Below are 24,636 nucleotides of genomic sequence, written 5' to 3' on the forward strand. Positions count from 1 at the left end.
GGCAGCATGACAGTACTAAACTCGAATGTTAATAGTCATGACCCGCAGTTTAAGGCAAACCAGGACGCCATGGCGTCTCTGGTTGCCGACCTGAATGATAAGGTCGCCACATTATCTGTGGGCGGCGGTGAGGCCCTGATAGCCCGCCACCAGAGCCGCGGCAAGTTATTTGTCCGAGACCGCATTGAGCATCTGCTCGACGAAGGCTCTCCTTTTTTAGAGATCTCTCAGTTCGCCGCCTTCGGCGTGTATGAACAAGACATTCCCTGCGCCGGAGTGGTGGCGGGGATTGGCCGGGTGAAAGGGATTGAATGCATGATTGTGGCAAACGACGCTACGGTTAAAGGGGGTACCTATTTCCCACTGACGGTGAAAAAGCATCTGCGCGCACAAGAGATCGCTGAACGTTGTCACCTGCCCTGTATTTACTTAGTTGACTCAGGCGGCGCGAACCTGCCGGAGCAGGATGAAGTATTTCCGGATAAACTGCACTTTGGCCGTATTTTCTATAATCAGGCGCGCATGTCTGCCAAAGGCATCCCGCAAATTGCCGTGGTGATGGGCCTGTGTACTGCCGGTGGTGCATATGTCCCCGCGATGGCCGATGAAAGTATCATAGTGAAAGAGCAAGGGACGATTTTCCTCGCCGGCCCACCGCTGGTGAAAGCGGCAACCGGTGAGGAAGTAAGCGCCGAAGATCTCGGTGGTGCCGATGTGCACTGTAAAGTATCCGGTGTTGCGGACCATTATGCTGAAAACGATGAGCACGCGCTGTCTATCGCCCGCCAGTGTGTTTCCCGCCTCAACCATCAACGTCCTGTTCGCCCAGTTCTGAAAGACTTTAAAGCCCCACGATACGATATTCGTGAGATCTACGGCATCGTCGGAACGGACCTCAAAAAGCCATTTGACGTACGCGAAGTCATCGCCCGTATCGTGGACGACTCACAGTTCGACGAATTTAAACGCTACTTTGGTGAAACCCTGGTTACCGGCTTTGCCGAAATTTATGGCCACCCGGTCGGGATCGTCGCCAACAACGGGATTTTATTCTCTGAGTCTGCGCAAAAAGGCGCGCACTTTATCCAGCTGTGTGCCCAGCGCAACATTCCGCTGCTGTTTTTACAGAACATCACTGGCTTTATGGTAGGTCAAAAGTACGAAGCAGAAGGCATTGCCAAACACGGCGCTAAAATGGTTACCGCGGTGTCTTGTGCAGACGTGCCGAAATTTACCGTGCTGATCGGTGGCTCTTATGGTGCCGGTAACTACGGCATGTGCGGTCGCGCTTATGAACCCACTATGATGTGGATGTGGCCCAATGCCCGTATTTCTGTCATGGGTGGCGAGCAGGCTGCCGGTGTACTGACACAGGTTCGTCAGGACGGTCTGGCACGTAAAGGCCAGTCAATGAGCGATGAAGAAGTGGCTGAGTTTAAAAAGCCTATTGTCGAGCAATACGAAAAGCAAGGCCACCCCTACTACGCCAGTGCGCGCTTGTGGGACGATGGCATTATCGATCCTGCCGATACACGCACAGTTCTTGGTCTGGCGCTTGAAGCGGCTGCCAATGCACCTGAGCAGAATTCAAAATTCGGCATCTTCCGGATGTAAGGAGGCCCTATGTCAGTAACCTTAAATATTACCAAAAGTAAGGTGGCCGTGCTGGAACTCAGCCGCCCGGAAAAACACAATGCCTTCAATGCCGAGGTCATTGCCGAACTAATCAAAAGCATTGAATACGCTAACGAGCTGGATATTCGCGCTCTGATCCTGAAAACCAATGGCAAGCACTTCTCTGCTGGTGCCGACCTGGCGTGGATGAAATCCATGGCTGGCAATAACTATGACGAGAACGTCGCTGACTCTATGGAGCTGGCCAAACTGATGAAAGTGCTGGCAAACAGCCCGCACCCGACGGTCTGTCTGGTTCAGGGCGCAGCATTTGGTGGTGCACTGGGCCTCATCGCTTGCTGTGACATCGCCGTTGCGACCCCGGATGCCAAATTCTGTCTGAGCGAAGTCAAGCTGGGGCTTATCCCTGCCGTGATCAGCCCCTATGTGATCCGCGCCATTGGCGAGCGTCAGGCACGTCGCTATTTCCTCAGTGCTGAGATCTTTAATGCAGACAAAGCGCTGAACATGGGTCTTATCCACGAAATCGCCGAAGACCTGGCCAGTGCAGAATCTCACTTTATTGAGACGCTGCTGAACAATGGCCCGGTGGCGGTCAAAAGTGCCAAGGCACTGATAGACGAAGTGGCAGGCCATGCCATTGACGACACACTGATTGCACACACCGCAAAACGGATCGCAGAGATCCGCGTTAGCGAAGAAGGACAGGAAGGCCTGAGCGCCTTTTTCGACAAACGTGCCCCCGGCTGGCAAAACGCAGCCAGCAAGTAAGGAGTACACTATGCTAAAGAAAATTCTGATTGCCAACCGTGGCGAAATCGCCTGCCGTGTCATGCGCAGCGCCAAGCGCCTGGGTCTGAGCACTGTGGCGGTTTACTCCGATGCTGACGCCAATGCCATGCACGTACAACAGGCAGACGAAGCCTATCACATTGGCCCGGCGCCAAGTAAAGACTCCTACCTGGTTGCAGAGCGCATTCTGGATGTTGCTAAGCGTGCCGGTGCGGATTGTATCCATCCGGGTTACGGATTCTTGTCTGAAAACGAAGCCTTTGCCCAGGCCTGTGAGCAGGCAGATATTGCCTTTATTGGTCCGCTGGCCAGTTCAATTGAAGCCATGGGCTCAAAAACCCGCGCCAAAGAGATCATGGCCGAGGCCAATGTGCCGCTAGTGCCCGGCTATTACGGCAAGCAACAGGATACTGAATTTCTGGCTCAGGAAGCCGAGAAAGTGGGCTTCCCGGTACTGATTAAAGCCGCTTACGGTGGTGGCGGTAAAGGCATGCGCGTAGTGCGCGAAGCCAGCGAGTTTATCAGCGCCCTTGAAGGCGCAAAGCGTGAGGCCGCAGCCAGTTTTGGTAATGACCTGGTGCTGCTGGAGCGTTTTGTCGATAAGCCGCGCCATGTTGAAGTACAAGTGTTTGCCGACAGCCATGGTAATTGCGTGTATCTGGGCGACCGCGACTGCTCATTGCAGCGCCGCCATCAGAAAGTCATTGAAGAAGCCCCTGCCCCGGATCTTAGTGCAGAGTTACGCCGCGAAATGGGTGAAGCCGCCGTGCGCTGTGCTCAGGCAATCAACTACCGCGGTGCCGGTACCGTTGAGTTTTTGCTCTGTGGTGACGAGTTCTTCTTTATGGAAATGAACACGCGTTTGCAAGTAGAACATCCGGTGACGGAAATGGTCACCGATCAGGATCTGGTTGAGTGGCAAATTCGGGTCGCCAACAATGAAGTACTGCCACTAACCCAGGATGAGATCCGTCTCAGTGGCCACAGTTTCGAAGCGCGCATTTATGCCGAAGATCCGCAGGAAAACTTTATGCCCTGCTCTGGCGTATTATCGCATCTGGGTTTCCCGGAGGCCAAAGATGGTGTGCGCATCGACACCGGTGTACAACAGGGTGATGAGATCAGCCCCTTTTATGATCCAATGATCGCTAAGCTGATTGTGCACGGCCGCGACCGTCGTACTGCACTATTAAAATTACGCAGCGCGCTGGCAGAGGTACATCTGGCTGGTCTGAAAAGCAATATTGCCTTCTTACACCACCTGGCGGGCCATCCTGCATTTAGTACCACAGCACCTGATACCCACTTTATTGATACCCAAACTGAAACGCTGACGGCATCGCAGGCGCCCAGTGACTTATTGGTTTGTCTGGCCAGTGCGGCCTATCTGGCGCATCAGCAGGCAGAGAAAGTTACCTCGCCGTGGCAGCTGTCGGGCTTTAAGCTCAATCAGCCGCGTCGTCAGGTATTACCATTTGCTGACCACCTGGTGGTTGCCGAAGCCTGTGGAAGCCAGTGGCAGGTATTTTACCAGGATCTCGATCATACTATGGACGTGCGCCTTGACGGCCACAACCTGGTCACTAACCTGGATGGCAAGCGTTTGCTGGCGGATGTGGTGATCACCGAAGCGCAGATCACCGTCATGTTTGGCCCGTATCAGTTTGATGTGGCGCTTAAATCAAAACACTACGTCAGTGAGCATGAACATCAGGAAGCACCGCTGGCTGCGCCACTTAACGGCACGGTCGTAAAGCACCTGCAAAGTGTTGGCGCTCAGGTGAGCAAAGGCGACCCTGTGGTGGTTATTGAAGCGATGAAAATGGAATACACCCTGAACGCGCCGTTTGATGGCACGCTCACCAGCTATTGTTTCGACGAGGGCGAGCTGGTCAGCCACGGCGCGATGCTTGCGATTGTTGAGGAGGCCTGAAATGGCGAACTATCCAGCCCAAGTCAAAATAGTTGAAGTTGGTGCGCGTGATGGCCTGCAAAACGAATCCAGTGTATCGACCGGGGCAAAAATCGCGCTGGTCAATGCACTGGCCGAGGCCGGTCTGAAACACATTGAGGCCGGTGCATTTGTGTCGCCCAAGTGGGTGCCGCAAATGGCCGACTCCAGTGATGTGATCCAAGGCTTTGTACGCCGTGAGGGTGTTGAGATCAGCGCCCTTACGCCAAATCTCAAAGGCGCCGAACTGGCGCTTGCCAATGAGGTCGATGAGTTTGCCATTTTCACCGCAGCCAGCGAAGCCTTTACGCAAAAGAACATCAACTGCTCTATTGAAGAGAGTATTGAACGCTTCCGCCCGGTGGTCGAGCTTGCACAAAAAAACAACATCAAAGTCAGAGGCTACGTAAGCTGTGTGGTTGGCTGCCCGTATCAGGGAGAGGTCGAACCAGAGCAGGTACTGGCGGTGTGTAAACAATTATTGGCATTAGGCTGCTACGAGATCAGCCTGGGCGACACCATAGGTGTGGGCACAGCCAATCAGGTTCGGCAGCTGCTCACGTTATTACTGTCACACATCCCGGCTGAGCGCCTTGCCGTGCACTTTCATGATACCTATGGCCAGGCATTGGCAAACATACATACCGCACTGGAAATGGGCATTAGTACCATAGATTCAGCCGTTGCCGGACTGGGTGGCTGTCCCTATGCTAAGGGCGCGTCAGGAAATGTTGCCACTGAGGATGTTGTTTACTTGCTGCAAGGACTTGGCATTGACAGTGGAATTGATTTAGAAAGGCTTGCAAAAGCAGGCTGGCAGATTTGCGAGGCGCTTGAAAAAGCACCCCTAAGCAAGGTGTCACTGGCGCTGAAAAACAGCTGTCAGTCATAACAACCGAAAACAACGAACAACTAGGAGTGGGCTAATGGCCGGTTTCGATAAAGTAGTTTCAAGCTATGAAGCAGCAATGGAGGGCCTCAAAGACGGCGATACCATTATTGCCGGTGGCTTTGGATTATGTGGTATTCCAGAAGGGTTAATTGCAGAAATCAAGCGCAAACAAACCAAAGAGCTGACCGTGGTCTCTAACAACTGTGGGGTTGATGACTTTGGTTTGGGTATTTTGCTTCATGACCGTCAAATCAAGAAAATTATTGCTTCCTACGTGGGTGAAAACGCCCTGTTTGAGCAACAACTGTTAGACGGCATTATCGATGTTGAACTGACGCCTCAGGGTACACTGGCAGAGAAAATGCGCGCTGGCGGCGCGGGCATCCCGGGTTTCTATACCGCGACCGGCTATGGCACCCCAGTTGCTGAAGGTAAAGAAGTCAAAGAATTCGATGGTCGCCCTTACATTCTTGAAGAATCTATCACCGGCGAATTCGCCATCGTTAAGGCCTGGAAAGCAGACCGCTATGGCAACCTGGTATTCCGCCACACTGCGATGAACTTTAACCCTATGGCTGCCACGGCAGGTAAAATTACCGTTGCCGAGGTCGAAGAAATCGTCGAGCCGGGCGAGCTGGCACCGAGTGAGATCCACACACCGGGGATCTATGTTAATCGCGTGATTCAGGGTCGCTTTGAAAAACGCATCGAACGTGTCACAACCCGTAAGTAAGGAGATCACCATGGCTTTAAATCGTGAACAAATTGCAATGCGCGTGGCGCAGGAACTTCAGGACGGTTATTACGTCAACCTGGGCATAGGTATCCCTACTCTGGTTGCCAACTACGTGCCTCAGGGTATCGAAGTTATGCTGCAATCCGAAAACGGTCTTTTGGGTATGGGTCCTTACCCAACAGAGGACCAGGTCGATGCTGACATGATCAATGCGGGTAAAGAAACCGTGACAGCAGCCACAGGTGCAGCTATTTTTAATAGCGCCGAAAGCTTTGCCATGATCCGCGGTGGTCATGTAGACTTGACGGTACTGGGTGCATTTGAAGTGGATCAGAGTGGCAATATTGCCTCGTGGATGATCCCGAAAAAGTTAATCAAAGGCATGGGTGGCGCGATGGATTTAGTTGCAGGTGCACAAAACATCGTGGTAACCATGACCCATGCCAGCAAGCACGGCGATTCAAAGTTACTGGAGTCTTGTACTCTGCCGCTCACCGGCGTGAACTGTGTGAAAAAGATCGTCACAGATTTAGCCGTGCTTGAAGTAAAAGATGGCGCGTTCCATTTGCTAGAGCGCGCACCGGGTGTTAGTGTAGACGAAATTATCAGCAAAACAGCGGGCAAACTTATCGTCGATGGCGATATTCCTGAAATGCAGTTTGCCAGCTAAATAAGCACGGTCTGACACAAAAACATCAACTTTGTACCGACCTCATTCCCAGTGCCAAAGGCGCTGAGTTACCCAAAATCCCTCGCAAGAGGGATTTTTTTTACCTGTTTGGCCCTTAACTGGTGTGATTTTATTCAGTTAATAGCCCATTCATTTACTTTTATATTCTAACGCTTACACTTATAAACTAAGACTTTTTCGGCAAGGTGGTAAAAATACCCCGTTTTGGTCGGTTTATCTTAATTACATCGAAACGCCTTTTTGAGTATAGGAAGACGATTGTAATGGCAAGTCATTGCCACGCTCATTACCGCTGTAACTAACATAAACCTATCGCATGCAGTTTGCATCAAAGCCGGGTGTTATACCAATTTGTCATTTCATTTCTCAACTTTGAGGTAACAATGGCAGACAATCACGATAAGTATAGTATCGATAATACAGACTATACGGTGGGCCAGGACAACGTACAAAAATGGGGGTTTGATGTTCACAACCCGGTTTTTGGCGTGAGTGCGGGCCTGATCTTATTATTCCTTATTGCAATCTTAGTAAGCGACGCCGAGTCGGCAAAGGCAACACTGGATGGCCTGAAGTGGAAAATCATCGGCGCGTTTGATGCCGTCTTTATGTGGTCGGGTAACTTCTTTGTGCTGTTTTGCCTGGCGCTGGTGCTCTCTCCCTACGGTAAAATCCGCCTTGGTGGCGACTCAGCTAAACCTCAGTACACCACCCTCTCCTGGCTGGCCATGCTGTTCGCCGCCGGTATGGGGATCGGGCTGATGTTCTGGGGCGTTGCCGAGCCGGTGGCCTATTACACAGGCTGGTTTAAAACCCCGCTGAATGTCGTACCCAATACACCTGAAGCTGCGGAAATGGCCATGGGCGCGACTATGTACCACTGGGGCTTACACCCCTGGGCGATTTACGCCGTCGTCGCGCTCTCGCTGGCTTTCTTTGCCTATAACAAAGGCCTGCCGCTGTCTATTCGGTCAATTTTCTATCCTCTGCTAGGCGACAGAGCCTGGGGCTGGCCGGGTCATATCATAGATATTCTGGCGGTGCTGGCCACTTTATTTGGTCTGGCGACCTCACTTGGCCTGGGCGCGCAACAGGCCAGCGCCGGGATCCAGCATGTATTCGGCATAGAGGCAGGTCTGGGGCTACAGATCATGGTGATCGTTGGCGTCACTTTGCTGGCCATCATTTCTGTAGTACGTGGCATTGAAGGTGGCGTTAAAGTGCTCAGTAACACCAATATGCTGATCGCTTTTGCCCTGCTGCTGTTTGTCATGCTGGCCGGCTTTGCGGTGGCGCTCGGTAATGTTCCCACCACCATAATGGCCTATGTAGAGAACATTATTCCACTGAGTAACCCACACGGGCGTGACGACGAAGCCTGGTTCCAGGGCTGGACTGTGTTTTACTGGGCCTGGTGGATCTCCTGGTCACCGTTTGTTGGTATGTTTATCGCACGCGTCTCTGAGGGCCGTACCATTCGTGAGTTTATTATTGCTGTGCTGCTGATCCCGACTTTAGTCACAACCTTGTGGATGTCAGTGTACGGTGGCATTGCCATAGATCAGGTTAAGTCTGGTGTGGGTGCACTGGGCGAAAATGGCCTGACGCAGGTGCCGCTGGCCATGTTTGAAATGTTTGAACAACTGCCACTGGGCGATCTGCTGTCATTTGTTGCCATCGTATTGGTGCTGGTGTTCTTTATCACCTCGTCGGACTCTGGCTCTCTGGTCATAGACAGCATAACGGCCGGCGGCAAAATTGATGCCCCAATTCCGCAACGGGTGTTCTGGGCTACAGTGGAAGGTGCAATCGCTGCAGCGCTGCTGTGGATCGGCGGCACAGAGGCCATACAAGCCTTGCAGGCGGGTGCTATCTCAACCGGTCTGCCGTTTACAGTCGTATTGCTGCTGATGTGTCTGAGCCTGATCCTCGGGCTGCGCACGGAGCAAACTAAGCCCTGAGTTCAGGTATATCTGTAACAAGATAAGGATTGAAAATGGCATGTTTCTTATCATGCCATTTTTGTTTCTGCTTGATCACATCCACAGCGACTTAATGTCTGTGTGCTGCGTGTAGTGGTGCTGAAGTTGTGCCTGAAATAATTCAGCCGTCGCCAGGGCATCACTGAGTGCGTGATGTGCCACATAGTAAGGCAGACCGTAACGTTTGCGACTGTCGGCCAGACGGATCGAGGGGATCGGCTGGCGTTTTATCCGCTGCCAAAGCGTGAGCCGGTTGGTTTCAATGCGATGCTCCAGCGCCATGGTGTCAATCAGCGGAAACTCAATCCCTTCGCCCAGCCGCTGCATTAACGCCTGATTAAAGAACGGCCGCTCAATATGGCGGTAATGAACCACAATGACCTTGCCAGCCAGACAGGCAAGCAGCTCCTCCAGTATGGTGTCCAGGTCGGGCGCTTCACTGACCTGTGAATGGGTTATCTGATGCACCACCACCGACTCTTCGTGCAGTGGTGTAGCAGGTTTTAAGATCCAATGCCTGGCATCCCGGCAATAGGCTCTTCGCGCGTCAAAGGGCACCAGGCCGACGCTGACAATGTCATCGGTTTCATAATTCAGACCGGTGGTTTCAAAATCCAGTGCCACGAACTGAGCCTGAGACACTGGCGTGTCGGGCAGCTGTACGCCTGCGGTATAAAATGCCCTGAGCCGCTCATCACTACTTTGCCGTGCTAAATGAGCAAACCGGTTTGGCCAGGATAAAATGTCGCCTTGCATTGCCATTACTTGAGTATCGCCTTGTTCTGATAACGGATCTTGAGATAGCTTTGCGCTTTGTCCAGTACTGCAAATGCTTCTTTGAGATTGCGCTGTTCAAACTCAGATAGCCGCTTTGGCAAAATATTATTGTCGGGCTGTTTGCCCTGCTCTATTTGCCGGGCCTGATGGCGAATACGGATCATGGCAATATACTCCAGCGCCGCCTCTAAATCTTCTACTTTACCGGGTGGTAATAACTGGGCCTCTTTTATGTCCTCCAGGCGCTCAAATGAGTTTTGCTTACGAGATCCGATGGCCAGTGCATGCACACGCACCAAATCGGACAGCGGCGCGGTACCACGGCGCTTAATATTCAGCGAGTGCTTGTGCTCACCGTCCTGCTCCAGTACAAAGTCTTTAAAAAAGCCCAGCGGCGGTGTTCTGCGTAGTGAGTTACTGGCCATGGCCGCTAAAAACCGTGGCGTGATCTTCGCTTTCTTTGCCACCAGCTCACTCAAGCGGCTGGCCAGCTGGGTGCGACCAAATATCCCATCCAGGTCAAAGAAAATGGAGCTGTGTAATAAGGCCTCGGGTTTGGGGTTATCCATCCAGTCTTCGAACTGAGCCTGCCAGTCACTGGCACTTAAGCGCCACTTCGGGTTTGTTGCCATAATGCCGCCATCACAGAGCTTATAGCCACATTGTGCCAGGCCGTCACAGACAAACTTTGCCAGCGCGGCAAAGTAGCTGTCATGTTTATCAGCCTCAAACGCATCATCCAAGATCAGCGCATTGTCCTGATCGGTCACAATAAGCTGCTCATCCCGTGCCATTGAGCCCAATGCAATAAAGCAATAAGGTACGGGTGGTTCGCCCAATTTGTCTTCGGCCAGCTCCAGTAATCGCTGCTTGATAGTGCGACCAATGACCGACATGGCCGTGCCCACCATGTGTGAGTTAGCATCTTCATTCACCAGACGCACAAACACACTGGCCAGAGACTTAGCATAGTGTGCCACGTCCTCCACACTTTGCTGCTCCATGATCCCTTTAACAAACAATAAGCTGCTCTGCGACTCATAGCGCAGGATATCCGACAGGGCTATCACGCCTATAGGTCGGCGCTTATGAACCACGGGTAAATGATGCAAGTTGTCTCTGAGCATCATCATCATGGCTTCGAACACATAGGCATTGGAGTCGACTATGGTCAGCTCCCGGGTCATGATAGTGGCAACCGGTTGGTTTGTATCTAACCCCTCTGCCACCACCTTAATACGCAGGTCTTTATCGCTCAGGATCCCGACAATTTGACCGTCGTCATCCTCAGGATCGTCGCTGACGGGTTTGCTCGGGTCATATACCAGCAAGGCCGACACCTGCTCTTCGGTCATCAGCTTTGCCGCATCACGAATTGGGCGAGTCAGCTCTACCGACACCAGCTCGCGAAGTAACAAGGTTCTGACTTTGGCCGTGGTGAGGTCATTATTGTCGGCCTGGTCCGACACCGCCTGGATCAAACCACCACTGTCGTCGGCCTCAAAAAAGTCCGCAAATGCCTCGTGTTCATCACAAAATGCTTCAAACAAGGCCACGGGAATACAGTAAACCAGGATGTCTTCCAATGCCATCACCGGAAAACGTACTTTGCGATTCATCAGCAAGCCGCGCTGACCAAACAGGCCCCCTTCTGAAATGCGATTATAGAGCTCACCATTGCGACGATATACCTCCACTGAACCTGCCCGCACCACATACAGATTTGAGATAGATTCTCCGTAATGCAGTATTTCACTGCGCGCACGGTAATAGCCAACCTCAACCTCACTGGCAAGCTGTTTGAGCGCGTCTGCAGGCAAATCGTTAAATGGCGGATGTGCAGATAAAAACTGCATGATCTCAAAGTGTTCTATTTGCATAATGACCGTTTTATAACCCTGATTATGACTATTGTGGGTAATTGCGCAGATGAACGCAAGGGAAGCACCAGGGTCAGTTTGTTCTACGTATATTTTGTCACACTAATTTTTTACTGTATGACTTGTAATAATGGTCGTTTGCCATCATATTCACAGCGTGCTTTGGAAGCTGACAGTACTGCAACTAAGCCTATGATAAAACGTCGTGTTGAGGAAATGGATCCCGCAGGGCGCTGTAGGTAAACGTACGCAAGTATAAAGAGTCCGATTGTACAAACCGTTTTTGGTTTGGGCGCTCGGCAAACAATAAGTTGAGTATAAGCTTGAGGTTAAGATGAAACGAATCGTGCTATTTTTAATCACCAACCTGGCAGTCATGCTGGTACTGGGGATTGTTCTGTCTATCGTCATGTCTGCGTTAGGTCTGTCTAACCGCAGTTATGGCGGCATGTTACTGATTGCCGGTGTATTCGGTTTTGGTGGTGCTTTTATTTCGCTGTTTATGTCGAAGTGGATCGCGAAAAAATCAACGGGTGCTTATGTCATTGAGCAACCCCGTAATGAAAGTGAACACTGGCTGGTGCAAACCGTTGCCAATCAGGCCAAACAAGTGGGGATTGCGATGCCCGAAGTGGCCATTTACGACAGCCCTGAAATCAACGCCTTTGCAACGGGCCCGAGTAAAAACAACAGTCTGGTGGCGGTCAGTACCGGGCTACTGAACAATATGACTCAGGACGAAGCGGAAGCCGTACTGGCACACGAGGTGTCTCACGTTGCAAACGGCGATATGGTCACACTGACGCTGATCCAGGGTGTGGTCAATACCTTTGTCATTTTCATTGCCAAAGTGCTGGCTAATCTGGTCGATGGCTTTCTCAATGGCGACGAAGAAGATAATGGCGTGAGCTGGACGTACATTGTATTCGATATGATTTTCCAGATCCTGTTCGGTATTCTGGCATCCGTCATTGTTGCCTACTTCAGCCGTCAGCGCGAATTTGCGGCCGACAAAGGCGCGGCAGATCTGGTGGGTGCACATAAAATGCGTGCAGCCCTTGAACGCCTGCGCCATAACCATGAATCGCAACTCGAAGGGTCAATGATGGCCTTTGGTATTGCATCAGGCAAAAGCTTGTCTGAGATGTTCGCCTCTCACCCGCCGCTTGAGCAACGTATTCAGGCGTTGCGTTAAAAAGAAAAGGCTTCGCAGTGCGAAGCCTTTTTTGTAGATTAAACGGTCTTTCAGATAACTGATCAGATAACCGCTCTGGTCACTACTTTTCTATCCAGGGCGTAACCGATACGACTTCGCTAAGTGTATTAAAGCGCGCCGTGTCATTTTCCCAGTCATCCGTCACCAGAAACTGGCACACCAGCTTATCGCAGCTAACGCCCGGTGCTGACAAGTTAGGCTCACTGGCAAACGTCACCCTGACACCCTTTTGCTGCGGCAGTAAAAAGCCCATGAGCTTACTGACAAAAAAGCCGGACAAGTCAGACAACAATTCGTCAAACTCATTATGTAGCTGATATAAGCGTTGCCTGGTCAGGTGTGTGTTTGTGAAGTAAGCAGACTCAATTTGAAACTTAATCTGACAGTCGTGCTGTGGATTTTGTGGCTGTGCGACGATCACCGCTTTGTCTTTGTCGAGCTTCTCGCTATATGGCAGCAACAGTTGTGCCTGTTGAGTATAATTAAGCGGCTGCTCCGTGGTTTCCGTGACAATTTTACCTGACTGGATCTGACATGGTGCCAGTGAGGCGATGTCTACCAGATAAAAATTAACCCGGGCAAATTCAAACTCGCCCTTTTCAACCACCTTGAGGCGGTCATAAAAGCCATCGTATGAAACCACAAACTCTTCTTGCGCCTGTACGCTAGTTGCAGCACCAGCCAGTCCCAGCAAAAGTGCCAACATCCTACTCTTCATCAAAATAAGCCTTGTTATGTCTGATCATATCGTTAAGTTCTTCAATATAATGCACGCCGCGCTCCGAGTAAGACAAGAGTCCTGCGGTCAATGCCGTGGCTTCAATTGGCTTTTTCTGCTCCCGCAGCTTTGCCCGCGTGGCCCTCAGGTCTTTGTAAGCATCATGGGTATTGATATTTCTGAAATACGATTTAACCGATGCCCGGACCGACTGAAATGCAGCCACTTCGTGCGCGGCTTCATCGTTACGGCGTTTTGGGATCATCCCACAGCCTTTTCGATAACACCACTGGCCGAAGAAGTTCAGTCCGATACGTGCAAATCGAGATGTGCCCCAGGCTGACTCATTGGCCGCCTGCATCAGCGCCAGCTCTTTAGGAATAATGTCTACCCTGCGCAGCGCCCGCTTGAGATTATCAACTGAAATGGTCTCGTCCTCTATTTTGTAGAGTTTAAACACCTGCTCAATTCTTTGCTGCTGAATGTCGCTCAGTGGCTCCTCAAACTGGAGCATCATCAGCGCAATTTCGATGCTGGCACGTTGCTGCAATATCAGCTCGTTCTCCGCTTCAACGTGTGGCTTGATGAAATCAAAGAAACGTTTTTTCTTGGTAGCAATATCGCGAATTTTGCCAAACTCCGGTAGCTTTACTTTATGTAATGGCTTTTCCACTTCCTTCAGTGGTGGTTTCGTCACGGTCACTTCCGGCTCGGGCACAGGCTCAATGGGGGCTGGGGGTTTGACGATAAATGGATACAGGATCGCGAATATTGAAATCGCGGCAATAATAACTTTAACTAGTAAACGCATGATTCTCCTCACACTAGTACCAACTACCAATTCAAAGTGCCGAAAACACCCTGAAAATGGCGTGACTACGCAGGTTTTCTGAAAATCCCTAACAGAACAACCCTGCTGTACTTTGCTCTTTCATTTTCAAATTAGCGGACAATGATAACAAAATTTACCACTGAACGCGAATTTCTGCATTCTATCGTAGCCGCCTCTGACTGAACATTGAAAAATTCCCCTAGTGCTTTGATTAGTTTTTCTTTTTCCCTGCACACTCAGTAGATATACTGAACACAGTAACGCGTTAAACAAAGGACACCTATGAGCCAGTCTCCATGGCAGCAAAGACAGCTGGACCAGAAAAAATATCGCCCCAATGACAACCGCTCAGCCTGGCAGATTGACCGCTCCCGGATCATTCATGCAGCAGCGTTCAGACGCTTGCAGTCAAAAACGCAAATTATGAGTATCGGCGTCAATGACTTTTACCGCACGCGTTTAACCCATTCACTGGAAGTATCCCAAATAGGCACAGGGCTATTACGTCACCTCAGAGCGCAGCACCCGGATTTTACCTGGTTTCCATCGTCCAGCATGATGGAAACAATCTGCCTGGCACATGATATCGGTCACCCTCCCTTTGGTCATGGCGGGGAAATCGCCCTTAACTATTTGCTGCGTGAACATGGCGGCTTTGAGGGCAACGCGCAAACGCTGCGGATCGTCACCAAACTGGAACCTTACTCCAAAGGCTACGGGATGAACCTGACTCGCCGCACTTTACTCGGCTTTATTAAATATCCGGCTTTAATTGATGAGTTGTGGCTCTCCCACCCGCAACCCGACCCCAACCAGCGTTTTATCTATACTCAACAATGGCTGCCAGCCAAAGGCGTCTATCAGTGTGACAAAGACGTACTGGATTGGATCCTTCAGCCGTTCAGCGCAGCAGATCGGGCGCTGCTGCAAAGCCACACACCTGTGAATGAATACAAAGCTAAAACCCGTTTTAAATCACTAGACAGTGCCATCATGGAATATGCCGACGATTTTGCCTATGCGGTACACGACTTAGAAGACGCCATTGCCACTGAAACGCTGAGCGAGCGGGAGTGGCAGCGTTACGCCCTGCCAGAATTGCAAAAGATAGACTCCCCCTGGCTGGATAAGCACCTCGACAGTATCAGTGAACGATTGTTCTCTCATGACGAGTCGCTGCGTAAAGACGTAATTGGCGAGCTGGTGAATCTGTTTATCGTCAACTGTGAGCTGGTTATTCAGGATGCCGCTTTCAGCGATCCGCTGCTGCGCCATACCGTGAAGCTCTCGGATGAGTTTGAAGCCATTCTCGGCGTGCTCAAGCAGTTTGTGTTTACCCGGCTGATCCGCGATCCGAAAATGCAACAGATCGAGTTCAGCGGCCAGAACATGCTGATCGATTTATTTGCCGCTTTTCAGAGCGATCCGCTGCGATTACTGCCCCACACTACCCAGACCCATTACCAGCAGGCGCAAAGTGAAACCGCACAAATGCGGGTGCTGGCCGATTATTTATCAGGCATGACCGACGAGTACGCCAGACGCTGCTACCAGCGAATGTTTGGCAGCGCGCCGATGCAGGCCCCGCTGAAAGTCAGCCCGCATATGTGAGCCTGAGTGATGGCTTTTCGTGGCTGTCCGGATAAGCGCCTGGCTAGAATGAAAAATGGACACGACACAATAACAGGTTATTTGTCACATGCCGTTGTGACTGTGCATAGGCCTTAAGCTGAACGGCTTTAATGGCGCTTATCTCGAGAAAAAAGCGAGGCTTTATCCATAAATAGGTCAGGACTTTCAGCCTTGAATTGGCGGGGAAATTAGGCGAGATCAGCCAACCAGGTGCAGTTTCACTATAGTTAAACTCTAACTTATGTCCGGGCACAAAGTCCTGCCAACCCACGATGCTTTGAAATGACCAATGAGGGTTACCCTGATCCGCGCTTATCCCGGACAATTCCCGCACAGGGCGCTCGATTAAATAACCCGCTTCACCGCCCAGCAGCCATTTACCTCGCGGCAGCGGCCCGCCAACAACCAGCTTAGTGTTTAATGTCTGGTAATCGCGCCTAGCCTGACTACCGGGCTGATCGGGTAATGACTGAGGAAAATAATGATAAGCAATACTGCGTTGGATCAGGGTGTCATCGGATGCGACCTTTTCCAGTTTGAAGTGAAAACTGGCCCGGCTGTCACTATCTGAAAAATCCAATGGTGCCCGCCGGGTGCTGCTGGGCTGTGATGCGGCTTCGTGTTGCCATAAGAACTGCGCATGCCAGCCATCGGGAAACGTGCGGCTCAGCTCCAGACCATCCGTCCAGTCTATCCTGGTGGCAATGGCATTCTTGCTGTCTAATGACAGTCCGGCACTGCCCTTTAATACGTTTCTGTGTGTGAACCTGCCAATGCGCACACCCCAGTCAGCGCCGTTCTTTTGCCAGTATAAACGATCCACTGTCGTGAAGCTTTTATCCGCCTCCTGAGCGCGCGGATAAGACCAGCTCAAATCGACCTTGCTGTTTTCTCCTACAGACAAATAGTTGCTTGCCACACGTATATCCCAGCCACCCTGAGCAAGATCCTTATGCCTAACGCCAAAGCGCAGTCGACTGCGCCAGAGGTTTTCAACGTCCGGATTGCTCGAATTTCTGACCAGATAATCCAGTCTGACATCTCCATAGCTTTGCCACTGCGTATCACCGAGCCCTGTTGATGCCCCCAACAATGGCAAACTAGTAAAAGTTATCGCTAAAAAAAAGGCAGTCTTCAACATGGCTGTTCACAATCACCGCGTACGACTGTGAGGAGTATAGAACAGATTAAAGCAGCCTGCTGCACAGCGTAAATTAACTCGCAGTATAAGCATTATCAACTAAACTTGTATTCAACCCGTATCGCGTTTCTGATAGGTATAAGACTTATGGCGTCAAACAAAAATGACCTAGGGAAACATTCAGTTAGCCGCCGGGATTTCTTCGCATTGGCGGGCCGGTTTGGACTCTCTTCCGTGTTTCTTGCCTGGAGCGATCTGCTTGCTGCGGGAGAAGCCATTTCGGAAAAGTCCCTGCAGATAACCACCGGCTCGGTTTATAACAAACGTTTTAAAAAAAAGGCCAAATTTAATCTGCGATTTGGCGCGGCGCATTTCACCCGCCCAGGCCTCAGCATTATCCCCAATGGCTCGCTGCCATTTGTTGCCGACCTGGAGGAGCGCACCGACGGCGAAATTCGCGTAGAATACATTGGCGGCAACCAACTTTGCCGTGAGGTCGCCTGTGCCACGGCCTGCATTAATGGGACACTGGATTTTTTCTCCGCCTCAACGCAAAACGCTTCAACAGCGGCCCCTTATTTTAATATTTTAGACTTTCCCTACCTGTGGCCGAGCAGAGCCGCTCTTTACTACTTTTTTTATCACCCACAAAGCGAAGTACTATTGAGAGCCCCGCTGCGAAAATACCACAATCTGGAGTTTCTCTTCTCGCATGCCGAATTGCGCGGTTTTATGCTTGGTTTAAAATATAAGAACAAACCTAAAGTCATGAACCTGAAAGCCTTGCAAGGTGCCAAAATCAGGGTGACTGGCACTCAGCTCGGCCGTATCTCAATGAAATTAATGGGCGTGCAGCCCGTCCCCGTCCCCTGGAGTGACACCCTCAAAGCCCTTGAAGTCGGAGCATTGGACGGCGCCGAAACCTGGTCAAGTGCCGTACCTTATGGCAACTGGGGCAATGTCATCAGCCAGGATGTGCAATGCCAGTTTATGGCCGGGTGCGCAATGACCTCAATGAACCGGACGCGCTTTGAACAGCTGGGCAGTGATTTACAGCAAGCGGTGCGCGAGTCGGCGTACTTAACCCAGCGCGATATTCAAAAATCCAGTGAATGTAAGCTGGTGACCGTCACCGGCATAACCGAGCCGCCCTTGCCCGGCTCTTACTACCATCAACACAGTATTCGCAATGCCATCTGGACCCCAGAGGAGCGCCTGCGCACAGAGCAAAGTATTGCACCTAAATTCAATCCAGCTCCTTGGGTAAAATGGCGGCTGCGTTTAGATCGCATGGCCAACAACCTGGATATTTACGGTGAATTATATCAACTGGCGCGGCAGATCCCGCTTGCGCAAAACGCCACAGACCTTGAAGCCAGGCGCTATTGGAAGGGGTAATTCCATAGTAATCGGTTATGATGACTAAAAAAAAAGGCGTACAAACAAGCAAATTTGGCCCTCAGCTTTGGTTTAAGGCGCACTATTTTTACTGGTTTATTACTTTAGTCGCCACAGTTGCCATAATCCTGTTTTCTTACCGCACTGCCGATCAGCTGACGCAAACAACACTGGATGCCTCCCGACAGGTTGCGGAGCAAGTTACCCAGGTCATGCAAAAGGAAGCACTTGCAAGAGCACAGGAAAAGCTCGAACTCACGGCCAAAAGTAAAACTTCACAAGTGCAAACGGTGCTCAATTCGGCGATGAGCGTGGTTACCACGCTGGCGCAAACCCTGGCGGGAATGAAAGATCAGGGTATGGTTGTGGATGTCGGACGGGATGCCGTCAACAGTATGCTCAGTAATATACTGAACAGTCATGACGCGTTTTTTGCCATTTACAGCATCTGGGAGCCCAATCAGTTTGATATGCTGGATCTGGCATACGTCAATGCGCCGGCCCATGATGCCAGTGGCCGTTTTGCAAGTTACTGGTACAGGGACAGTGAAGGTCAGTTAGTTCATACCGTTGCCCGTGGCTACAGCGATATACAGGTCAATAGCCAGGGCTCTATTCCCGGTGCCTATTATCAGCTGCCTCGCCGTGATAAAACGCCCCATGTTATTGATCCCTATACGCGTACGTTTGCAGGAGAGGAGATCCCGTTAATGTCTCTGGTCGCCCCCATTATCAGTCAATCCGGTTTTATTGGGATCGTCGGGATCGACTTAAAATTAGACTTTTTACAACGCATTGCATTAAATTACCACAGTACTATTTTGTCTCGCGCACAAATTATGTTTGTGAGTCACAATGGCACCCTAGTCGCAAGCAGTGAACACCCGGAGCAGATCGGAAAACCCGCCGGTGCGCTGATTGAAAATTCAGATCCCGGCTTACTTCCCCTGCGACTGCCATTGCATATTGCCCACACCCAACGCCCCTGGTCAGTGCATATTCTGTTTGATAAATCCGTCATCTATCAGGAGTCGCAAAAGCTCACTTCCAGCCTGCAGACACGTGCCAATACAATGCAACATGCTCTGGAGCAGGCGAGCCGTAATGCCCTGTTCAAACAAATGCTGCTGGCATCTGTACTCGTTATGGCCACTTTCTTTATTTTGCAACTGACCACGCGCCTGAGTAAGCAAGAGCAGGCGCTGCGACTGAGCGAAGGCCGTTTGCAGGCCATTTTGGACAACACATCCGCGGTGGTTTACCTCAAAGATAAAAACAGCCGCTACCTGATGGTCAACAAAAAGTACGAGCAACTATTTAATATCACCAACAATGACATATACGGGCTGTCCGACTTTGATATTTTCCCCGCCGAGGTCGCTCAGGCTTTTCAGGCACATGATAAGCAGGTGTTGCAACAAACGCACCCGTTAGAAGTGGAAGAACAAGCCTTACACCCGGACGGGCAACTGCACACCTATATTTCAGTGAAATTTCCCATTTATGATAAGTCCGGAGACTTTTACGGCTTATGCGGTATCTCCACGGATATCACTTATTTAAAACAAACAGAGCAGCGCGTCAGGGAGCTAAATGCGGAGCTTGAATTACGGGTAGAAGAAAGAACGCAGCAACTCAATGATTCAAATACAGCTTTGCTGGAATCGCTCAAACAAGTGAAAAGCACCCAGGCAAAGTTGATCAAAACGGAGAAAATGGCGACTCTGAGCAATATGTTTGCCGGTATTGCGCATGAAATGAATACGCCTCTCGGGGTATGTGTCACTGCCATTTCCCATCTCCAGAATTGCGCAAAATCGGTCGTGCAGCAGGTTAAAAACCAGACATTAACAGCACAGGAGTTAAACACTTTTCTCGCCAGTAACGAAGAGTGTTGCTTGCTGATCATGAACAACTTATCGCGCTCCGCCGAGCTAGTAGAGTCATTCAAGCAAATTTCTGCCGATGACATGCGGCTTGATAAAAGTCGTTTTAATATCTATGCAACGGTCAGTGCCCACCTGGACTCACTGGATACCAAACTGCATGATAAAACATGTAAAATCACGCTCGATTGCGACCGGGCGCTGAACTTTGTCAGCTACCCGAGAATTTTGCTCAAAGTGGTTGATGAGTTAGTCACGAACTCGCTGACCCACGCTTTCACCGGCGATGAGCCAGGGACGATTTACCTGAAAATTGGTGTCGAGCGTGAGGAATTGAAAATTCATTACCGGGATAACGGCCTGGGTATAGACCAAGACATACTGGAGCATATTTTCGAGCCCTTTATTACCAGCAAGCGGCATCAGGGGCACGTCGGGCTTGGAATGCACATTGCCTACAACCTGGTGATAAATGTGCTGCATGGCAGCATTGAGTGCCATAGCATCCCTGAGCAAGGAACTGAAATTAATATTTCAGTTCCTGTTGACGATGACTGAACTAGCCAGCCTTTTCTTTTTAAAACACCGGTCACAAGTCATTTCAAGCAGTGACGACCAGCCGGCAAGGCAAATCTGTGACTACAGCCCAAACACCACTTTCTCACTTGTCAGCATTCTGCTGCTCAGCAGGGTAAAGAGTGCGAATAAGCCCAGAGTCAAAAGCGACGCCAGCCCTAAAGGTGCCAGCCCTAACTCGTTGCCTTTGATCAGCTCGATCATGGCATATTGTTGCGCGGCGATCGGCAACCACTGGATGGTCTCTGTGGCGATATCATAGCTGGTCATCATACTCAGGCCGACGGGCACCATCAGCACCATAGTGACGTAAGACTGTGCCTCTTTAAACGACTTAGCCATAAAAGAGACAAAAATCAGCATACTGGCCGACATCAGCGCTATGGGGATCCCGATAAGCAGACTGACCAAGATAAAACGCAGATCCAGGGTAATGCTAAAACCCAGTTGCTCCCAGGCCACCATGGCATAGGCAAACTTTGACACCACCAGCACCAACGTCAGTCCCAGAATCGAGAAAGCAGCAATCGCAGCGACCTTGGCCAGCACAATCTGCACACTACTGATGGGGTGGCTGAGCAGCAGCGCCAGTGAATTACGCTCACGTTCACCGGCACTGGTGTCTATACCCAGGTTCATGGCTGAATAAAAAATCGCAATGATGATAGACAAAGTGACGATACCAAGAAATAACCCACCCTTTGCATCGGGCGTGGCCTGATCCTGCGTCTGTACATCCAGAGCCCGCATCAGGCCGGGATCGATACCACGCGCTACCAGCCGCAGCCCGGCCACTTCACTATTGTATCTGAGCAACGCCGTTTCCAGTCGACGGACCGACTTGATCAACTTGCTGTCAGATTTGTCGGCCACTATCACCACAGTAGCGCTGCGACCTGCTGCCATATCCTGCTGATAAGCTGTGTCAATCTCAAGCTGGATCGGCTTAGCATCTGCATCATCACTGTGGCTTATATCAACACTGTCCAGATATTGCACCAGATTTGGCGCGCGTTCAGCCCCTGAAATGGTGATCTTCAACGCCTCTGGCGACGCCATTTGCTGCAAAAGGACCGAAAACAGCAAACACATCACAATCGGCGCACCAAAGGCATAATATAGTCCGGCCATCACCGAGCGCTTATCACGATACGCATCCAGCAATTCTTTTTTAAACAAGATATTAATTTGCTTCATCATGCCGCTATCCCCTCGTCACTGCCAATCAGCGCGATAAACGCTTCTTCCAGGCTTACTTTACCCGTTTGCTCACATAGTTGCTGTGGTGTGCCCTGCGCAACCACTTTACCTTTGGCCATCACCACAACGTGGTCGCACAATGCGGCTACTTCCTGCATCACATGGCTGGAGAACAACACGCAGTGACCCTGCGCTTTGAGCATCAGTAATAACTCGCGTAACACCTGGGTACTCATGACATCCAGGCCGCGGGTTGGCTCATCAAGAATGATGTTGCGTGGCTGGTGAACAATGGCCTGAGCCAGTGCAGTTTTCATCCGCTGCCCCTGAGAAAAGCCCTGACAGCGCCTGTCGGCAATATCAGACATTTTTAGCTGTTCAATGACTTTGTTTGTGGCTGCCTGCGCTTGCGACTTGGCCATGCCGCTCAGCTGCGCATAAAACTGAATATACTCTCTGGGTGTCAGTCGTTCATACAGGCCACAGGGGTCGGGAAATAACCCCAGCTGCTGCTTTGCCGCCATGGGGTCTTCGTGTACCTTAACCCCATCAATTTCGGCATACCCCTGATCGGCCTGTAATAATCCAAATACCGTTCTCAAACACGTTGTCTTACCAGCGCCATTGGGGCCAAGTAGCCCGGTGATTTTGCCGTTCTCGGCACTGAAGCTCAGCCCGTCCAGCGCATTCACGGATGCGATTTGCTTTTTAAGATTGTGTACTGTGATCATGTTATGGCTCCTGGCTTACCACTGCGGGGCCATTGAGGTTCATAAAATAGCGTCTGACAGCGGTTTTCTCCAAACAGCCGGCATCAAGTTCTTTAGGCTCTGTGTGGTTAATAAATTCAGCAACCAGTTTGTCGGCGCAGCTTTGCGCAGCCACACCATGGGTTGCTTGTTCAGCAACCAGATGTCGTGCGTTAGTCATATTAACCATCGCCAGTTCAGCCCAGCCTGGAGGCGTTGCGGGATCGAGTCCGCCAGACAACAACAGGGTTGGAATGCTTGTACTGAGCGGCTGATAAAACGCTTTGCCGACGGCTTCTACCTGCCAAATTGGGCAGCTGGCATCGAGAGATTCGATCATCATGCGACCAAAGTAACTATCTGAAAAACGCGCTCTTGTTCGCCCTGTTAATAGTGGCCAGTCCTCGGCGCAGACAATCGCGCTGTGCATGCCCATCGCTAGCGAACCAAACCCAGAATCACTGCCCATTAAACCAACCAGCGGCAGATAGTTACCTTTGCCTGCTTCGCTAATGGCCAGCGGCACCAAGGCGCGGGTTGCATGGCTGTAAAGCGCCATACGGATGGCAGAGCGCACCTTGCTCTGCGTGAGTACCAGCCCGATGGCATTGTGTGTTCTGGGGTGTGGTACCTGAACGCTGGCAGGTTGCGCCTCAAGCCGGGTTAGCAGCGTGTGATATTGCTGTTCCAGCTGGGGGTACTGACCACGGCAATCCGCATTGTCGGCACAGTCGCTGAAAATGGCCTGCAAAGAGTCATCAATGGCATCGCCAATAGCAACTAAGCTTTGCTGCATTGGCACTACCCCATCCAGTGTGGCACTGGCCACAGCCTGTGGATAGCGGCGCATATACTCCTGCGCAATGCGTGTGCCATAGGAAGCACCAAACAGGTGTAACTTCTGGTAACCCAGTGTCTGACGGACCGCTTCAAAATCGCTGGCGGCAGCAACGGTCGTAAAGTGACTCAGATCGGTATTGAGTTTGTTTTTACACTTTTGGGTTTCGTCACGGCTGTATTCAAAAATTGGCAAGGCATCGTCATTAAATGCAAACTGCGCTTCAAGCGGATCCATATCACACTGTAACAGTGTGGACTTTCCCGTACCGCGCTGATCAACCAAAATAATATCTCGCTCTTCACGGGCATAACGCAAAACCCGCGCAAATACAGCAGCAACCTCAATAGCCGACTGCCCGGGGCCGCCGGCAAATGCCATGATGGCCTCTGTTGGATGTACCTGCTTAATCGCCGGGATCACCGCAAAATGTATGCTGATTTTTTCACTTTTGTTTGCCGACAAAGCCTGCTTGACACTGCCGCACATCAGCCTGTCTGCCAGTCCCTTGGTATAACAAGGCGTCAGACTGGCTGTGTCGGAGATGGCAGCGTAACTTCCTGCGCTGCTGAGCAGTCCCAAAGCAATGGCACTTTGCCTGATCAGTGTACGCCAGTGCCTACGAATTTTTAACATTATATCGTCCTTTTTTAGCCCTAATGGGCCTTGGATACGTCATATCTCTCAAGTATATCATTGTTAGAAAAGCAGTTCCCTAATCAAAAACATTCGATTAATTCCCTAATCACATTCACTTATCTTAAAGAGTGAATTATTTCGTTGTTCTTTTTTTGTGTTTTAGTTTAAAAATTCACTGTGACGAAACGTTACACTAAACACAAAAGGAAACATCAATGAAATTATTTTCAGCCCTGGCGAGCTGCGTTTTAGCCGCTACTTTAACTTCAACTTCAGTCGTTGCTGACGATACGCAACTACAAAGTGCACCAGCCAGCTTAGTTGCTGAGCTGACACAAATGTGTGTTGAATGGGCTCAGGATGACGAAGTAGCAACCGATGCGCTACGTCAATACGTTTTGCAGTGTGTTAACGAGGAGCTCTCTGCCGGCGGCTACATGGCCGTGACAGAAGTCGACATCTGATCTCTGAGATC

At 50.8% G+C, this 24,636-nt stretch carries 20 protein-coding genes; 12 read left to right on the forward strand and 8 right to left on the reverse strand.

Annotated elements, in window-relative coordinates:
• The first annotated feature begins 6 nt into the window (after positions 1–6).
• The 7 genes from MHN33_RS00270 (at position 7) to MHN33_RS00300 (ending at position 8,658) form a co-directional block, all read left to right on the forward strand.
• Positions 7–1,614: a carboxyl transferase domain-containing protein gene (locus MHN33_RS00270; RefSeq protein WP_239393165.1), complete on the forward strand. Its 1,608-nt coding sequence runs from the start codon at positions 7–9 to the stop codon at positions 1,612–1,614.
• A 9-nt stretch (positions 1,615–1,623) separates the two neighbouring features.
• Positions 1,624–2,406 carry an enoyl-CoA hydratase-related protein gene (locus tag MHN33_RS00275; protein WP_239393166.1) on the forward strand — a complete coding sequence of 261 codons (783 nt, stop codon included), beginning with the start codon at positions 1,624–1,626 and terminating at the stop codon, positions 2,404–2,406.
• A gap of 10 nt (positions 2,407–2,416) precedes the next feature.
• Complete coding sequence (locus MHN33_RS00280; RefSeq protein ID WP_239393167.1) at positions 2,417–4,360, forward strand: acetyl/propionyl/methylcrotonyl-CoA carboxylase subunit alpha; 1,944 nt, start codon at positions 2,417–2,419, stop codon at positions 4,358–4,360.
• Position 4,361: 1 nt separating this feature from the next.
• A complete protein-coding gene (locus tag MHN33_RS00285; RefSeq protein ID WP_239393168.1) occupies positions 4,362–5,270 on the forward strand; it encodes a hydroxymethylglutaryl-CoA lyase in 909 nt (302 codons plus the stop codon).
• 34 nt (positions 5,271–5,304) lie between these two features.
• A complete protein-coding gene (locus MHN33_RS00290; RefSeq protein ID WP_239393169.1) occupies positions 5,305–6,003 on the forward strand; it encodes a CoA transferase subunit A in 699 nt (232 codons plus the stop codon).
• A 10-nt stretch (positions 6,004–6,013) separates the two neighbouring features.
• The gene (locus MHN33_RS00295) at positions 6,014–6,676 is read left to right on the forward strand and encodes a 3-oxoacid CoA-transferase subunit B (RefSeq protein WP_239393170.1); all 663 of its coding nucleotides are present in this window, start codon (positions 6,014–6,016) and stop codon (positions 6,674–6,676) included.
• 404 nt (positions 6,677–7,080) lie between these two features.
• The gene (locus MHN33_RS00300; RefSeq protein WP_239393171.1) at positions 7,081–8,658 is read left to right on the forward strand and encodes a BCCT family transporter; all 1,578 of its coding nucleotides are present in this window, start codon (positions 7,081–7,083) and stop codon (positions 8,656–8,658) included.
• Positions 8,659–8,733: 75 nt separating this feature from the next.
• Here MHN33_RS00300 and MHN33_RS00305 read toward each other — a convergent pair whose 3' ends face one another.
• Positions 8,734–9,441: a 3'-5' exonuclease gene (locus MHN33_RS00305; protein WP_239393172.1), complete on the reverse strand. Its 708-nt coding sequence runs from the start codon at positions 9,439–9,441 to the stop codon at positions 8,734–8,736.
• Complete coding sequence (locus tag MHN33_RS00310; RefSeq protein WP_239393173.1) at positions 9,441–11,336, reverse strand: DUF294 nucleotidyltransferase-like domain-containing protein; 1,896 nt, start codon at positions 11,334–11,336, stop codon at positions 9,441–9,443. The genes MHN33_RS00305 and MHN33_RS00310 overlap by 1 nt, the downstream gene beginning before the upstream one ends.
• 334 nt (positions 11,337–11,670) lie before the next feature.
• On the opposite strand from MHN33_RS00310, the gene htpX reads away from it, so the two are divergent.
• Positions 11,671–12,531 (forward strand): protease HtpX, encoded by an 861-nt coding sequence (gene htpX, locus MHN33_RS00315; RefSeq protein ID WP_239393174.1) that lies wholly within the window; start codon positions 11,671–11,673, stop codon positions 12,529–12,531.
• 82 nt (positions 12,532–12,613) lie between these two features.
• Here the strand turns inward: htpX and MHN33_RS00320 are convergent, their stop codons facing one another.
• Both MHN33_RS00320 and MHN33_RS00325 read right to left on the reverse strand, forming a co-directional pair.
• Positions 12,614–13,258 (reverse strand): DUF2987 domain-containing protein, encoded by a 645-nt coding sequence (locus tag MHN33_RS00320; RefSeq protein ID WP_239393175.1) that lies wholly within the window; start codon positions 13,256–13,258, stop codon positions 12,614–12,616.
• Position 13,259: 1 nt separating this feature from the next.
• A complete protein-coding gene (locus MHN33_RS00325) occupies positions 13,260–14,084 on the reverse strand; it encodes a glucosaminidase domain-containing protein (protein WP_239394958.1) in 825 nt (274 codons plus the stop codon).
• A gap of 300 nt (positions 14,085–14,384) precedes the next feature.
• Here MHN33_RS00325 and MHN33_RS00330 point away from each other — a divergent pair, with 300 nt between their 5' ends.
• On the forward strand, positions 14,385–15,713 hold the full coding sequence (locus tag MHN33_RS00330) for an anti-phage deoxyguanosine triphosphatase (RefSeq protein ID WP_239393176.1): 1,329 nt from the start codon (positions 14,385–14,387) through the stop codon (positions 15,711–15,713).
• A gap of 43 nt (positions 15,714–15,756) precedes the next feature.
• Here the strand turns inward: MHN33_RS00330 and MHN33_RS00335 are convergent, their stop codons facing one another.
• Positions 15,757–16,875, reverse strand: a complete 1,119-nt coding sequence (locus tag MHN33_RS00335) for a hypothetical protein (RefSeq protein WP_239393177.1) — start codon at positions 16,873–16,875, stop codon at positions 15,757–15,759.
• Positions 16,876–17,022: 147 nt separating this feature from the next.
• On the opposite strand from MHN33_RS00335, the gene dctP reads away from it, so the two are divergent.
• Both dctP and MHN33_RS00345 read left to right on the forward strand, forming a co-directional pair.
• A complete protein-coding gene (gene dctP / locus MHN33_RS00340) occupies positions 17,023–18,273 on the forward strand; it encodes a TRAP transporter substrate-binding protein DctP (protein WP_239393178.1) in 1,251 nt (416 codons plus the stop codon).
• Positions 18,274–18,290: 17 nt separating this feature from the next.
• Complete coding sequence (locus MHN33_RS00345; RefSeq protein WP_239393179.1) at positions 18,291–20,717, forward strand: PAS domain-containing protein; 2,427 nt, start codon at positions 18,291–18,293, stop codon at positions 20,715–20,717.
• 81 nt (positions 20,718–20,798) lie between these two features.
• Here MHN33_RS00345 and MHN33_RS00350 read toward each other — a convergent pair whose 3' ends face one another.
• From MHN33_RS00350 to MHN33_RS00360, 3 genes are read right to left on the reverse strand one after another with little or no spacing between them, the layout of a single operon-like run.
• Positions 20,799–21,935, reverse strand: coding sequence for an ABC transporter permease (locus MHN33_RS00350; protein WP_239393180.1), 1,137 nt, complete (start codon positions 21,933–21,935; stop codon positions 20,799–20,801).
• Positions 21,932–22,666 (reverse strand): ATP-binding cassette domain-containing protein, encoded by a 735-nt coding sequence (locus MHN33_RS00355; protein ID WP_239393181.1) that lies wholly within the window; start codon positions 22,664–22,666, stop codon positions 21,932–21,934. Before MHN33_RS00355 ends, MHN33_RS00350 begins: the two co-directional genes overlap by 4 nt.
• 1 nt (position 22,667) lies before the next feature.
• On the reverse strand, positions 22,668–24,158 hold the full coding sequence (locus MHN33_RS00360) for an alpha/beta hydrolase (RefSeq protein ID WP_239393182.1): 1,491 nt from the start codon (positions 24,156–24,158) through the stop codon (positions 22,668–22,670).
• A gap of 218 nt (positions 24,159–24,376) precedes the next feature.
• Here MHN33_RS00360 and MHN33_RS00365 point away from each other — a divergent pair, with 218 nt between their 5' ends.
• Entirely contained in the window at positions 24,377–24,625 is a 249-nt protein-coding gene (locus MHN33_RS00365; RefSeq protein ID WP_125718907.1) for a hypothetical protein, read from the forward strand.
• Positions 24,626–24,636: the final 11 nt, after the last annotated feature.

Source organism: Pseudoalteromonas sp. OOF1S-7 (genome assembly GCF_022347765.1).
Classification (GTDB): Bacteria; Pseudomonadota; Gammaproteobacteria; order Enterobacterales; family Alteromonadaceae; genus Pseudoalteromonas.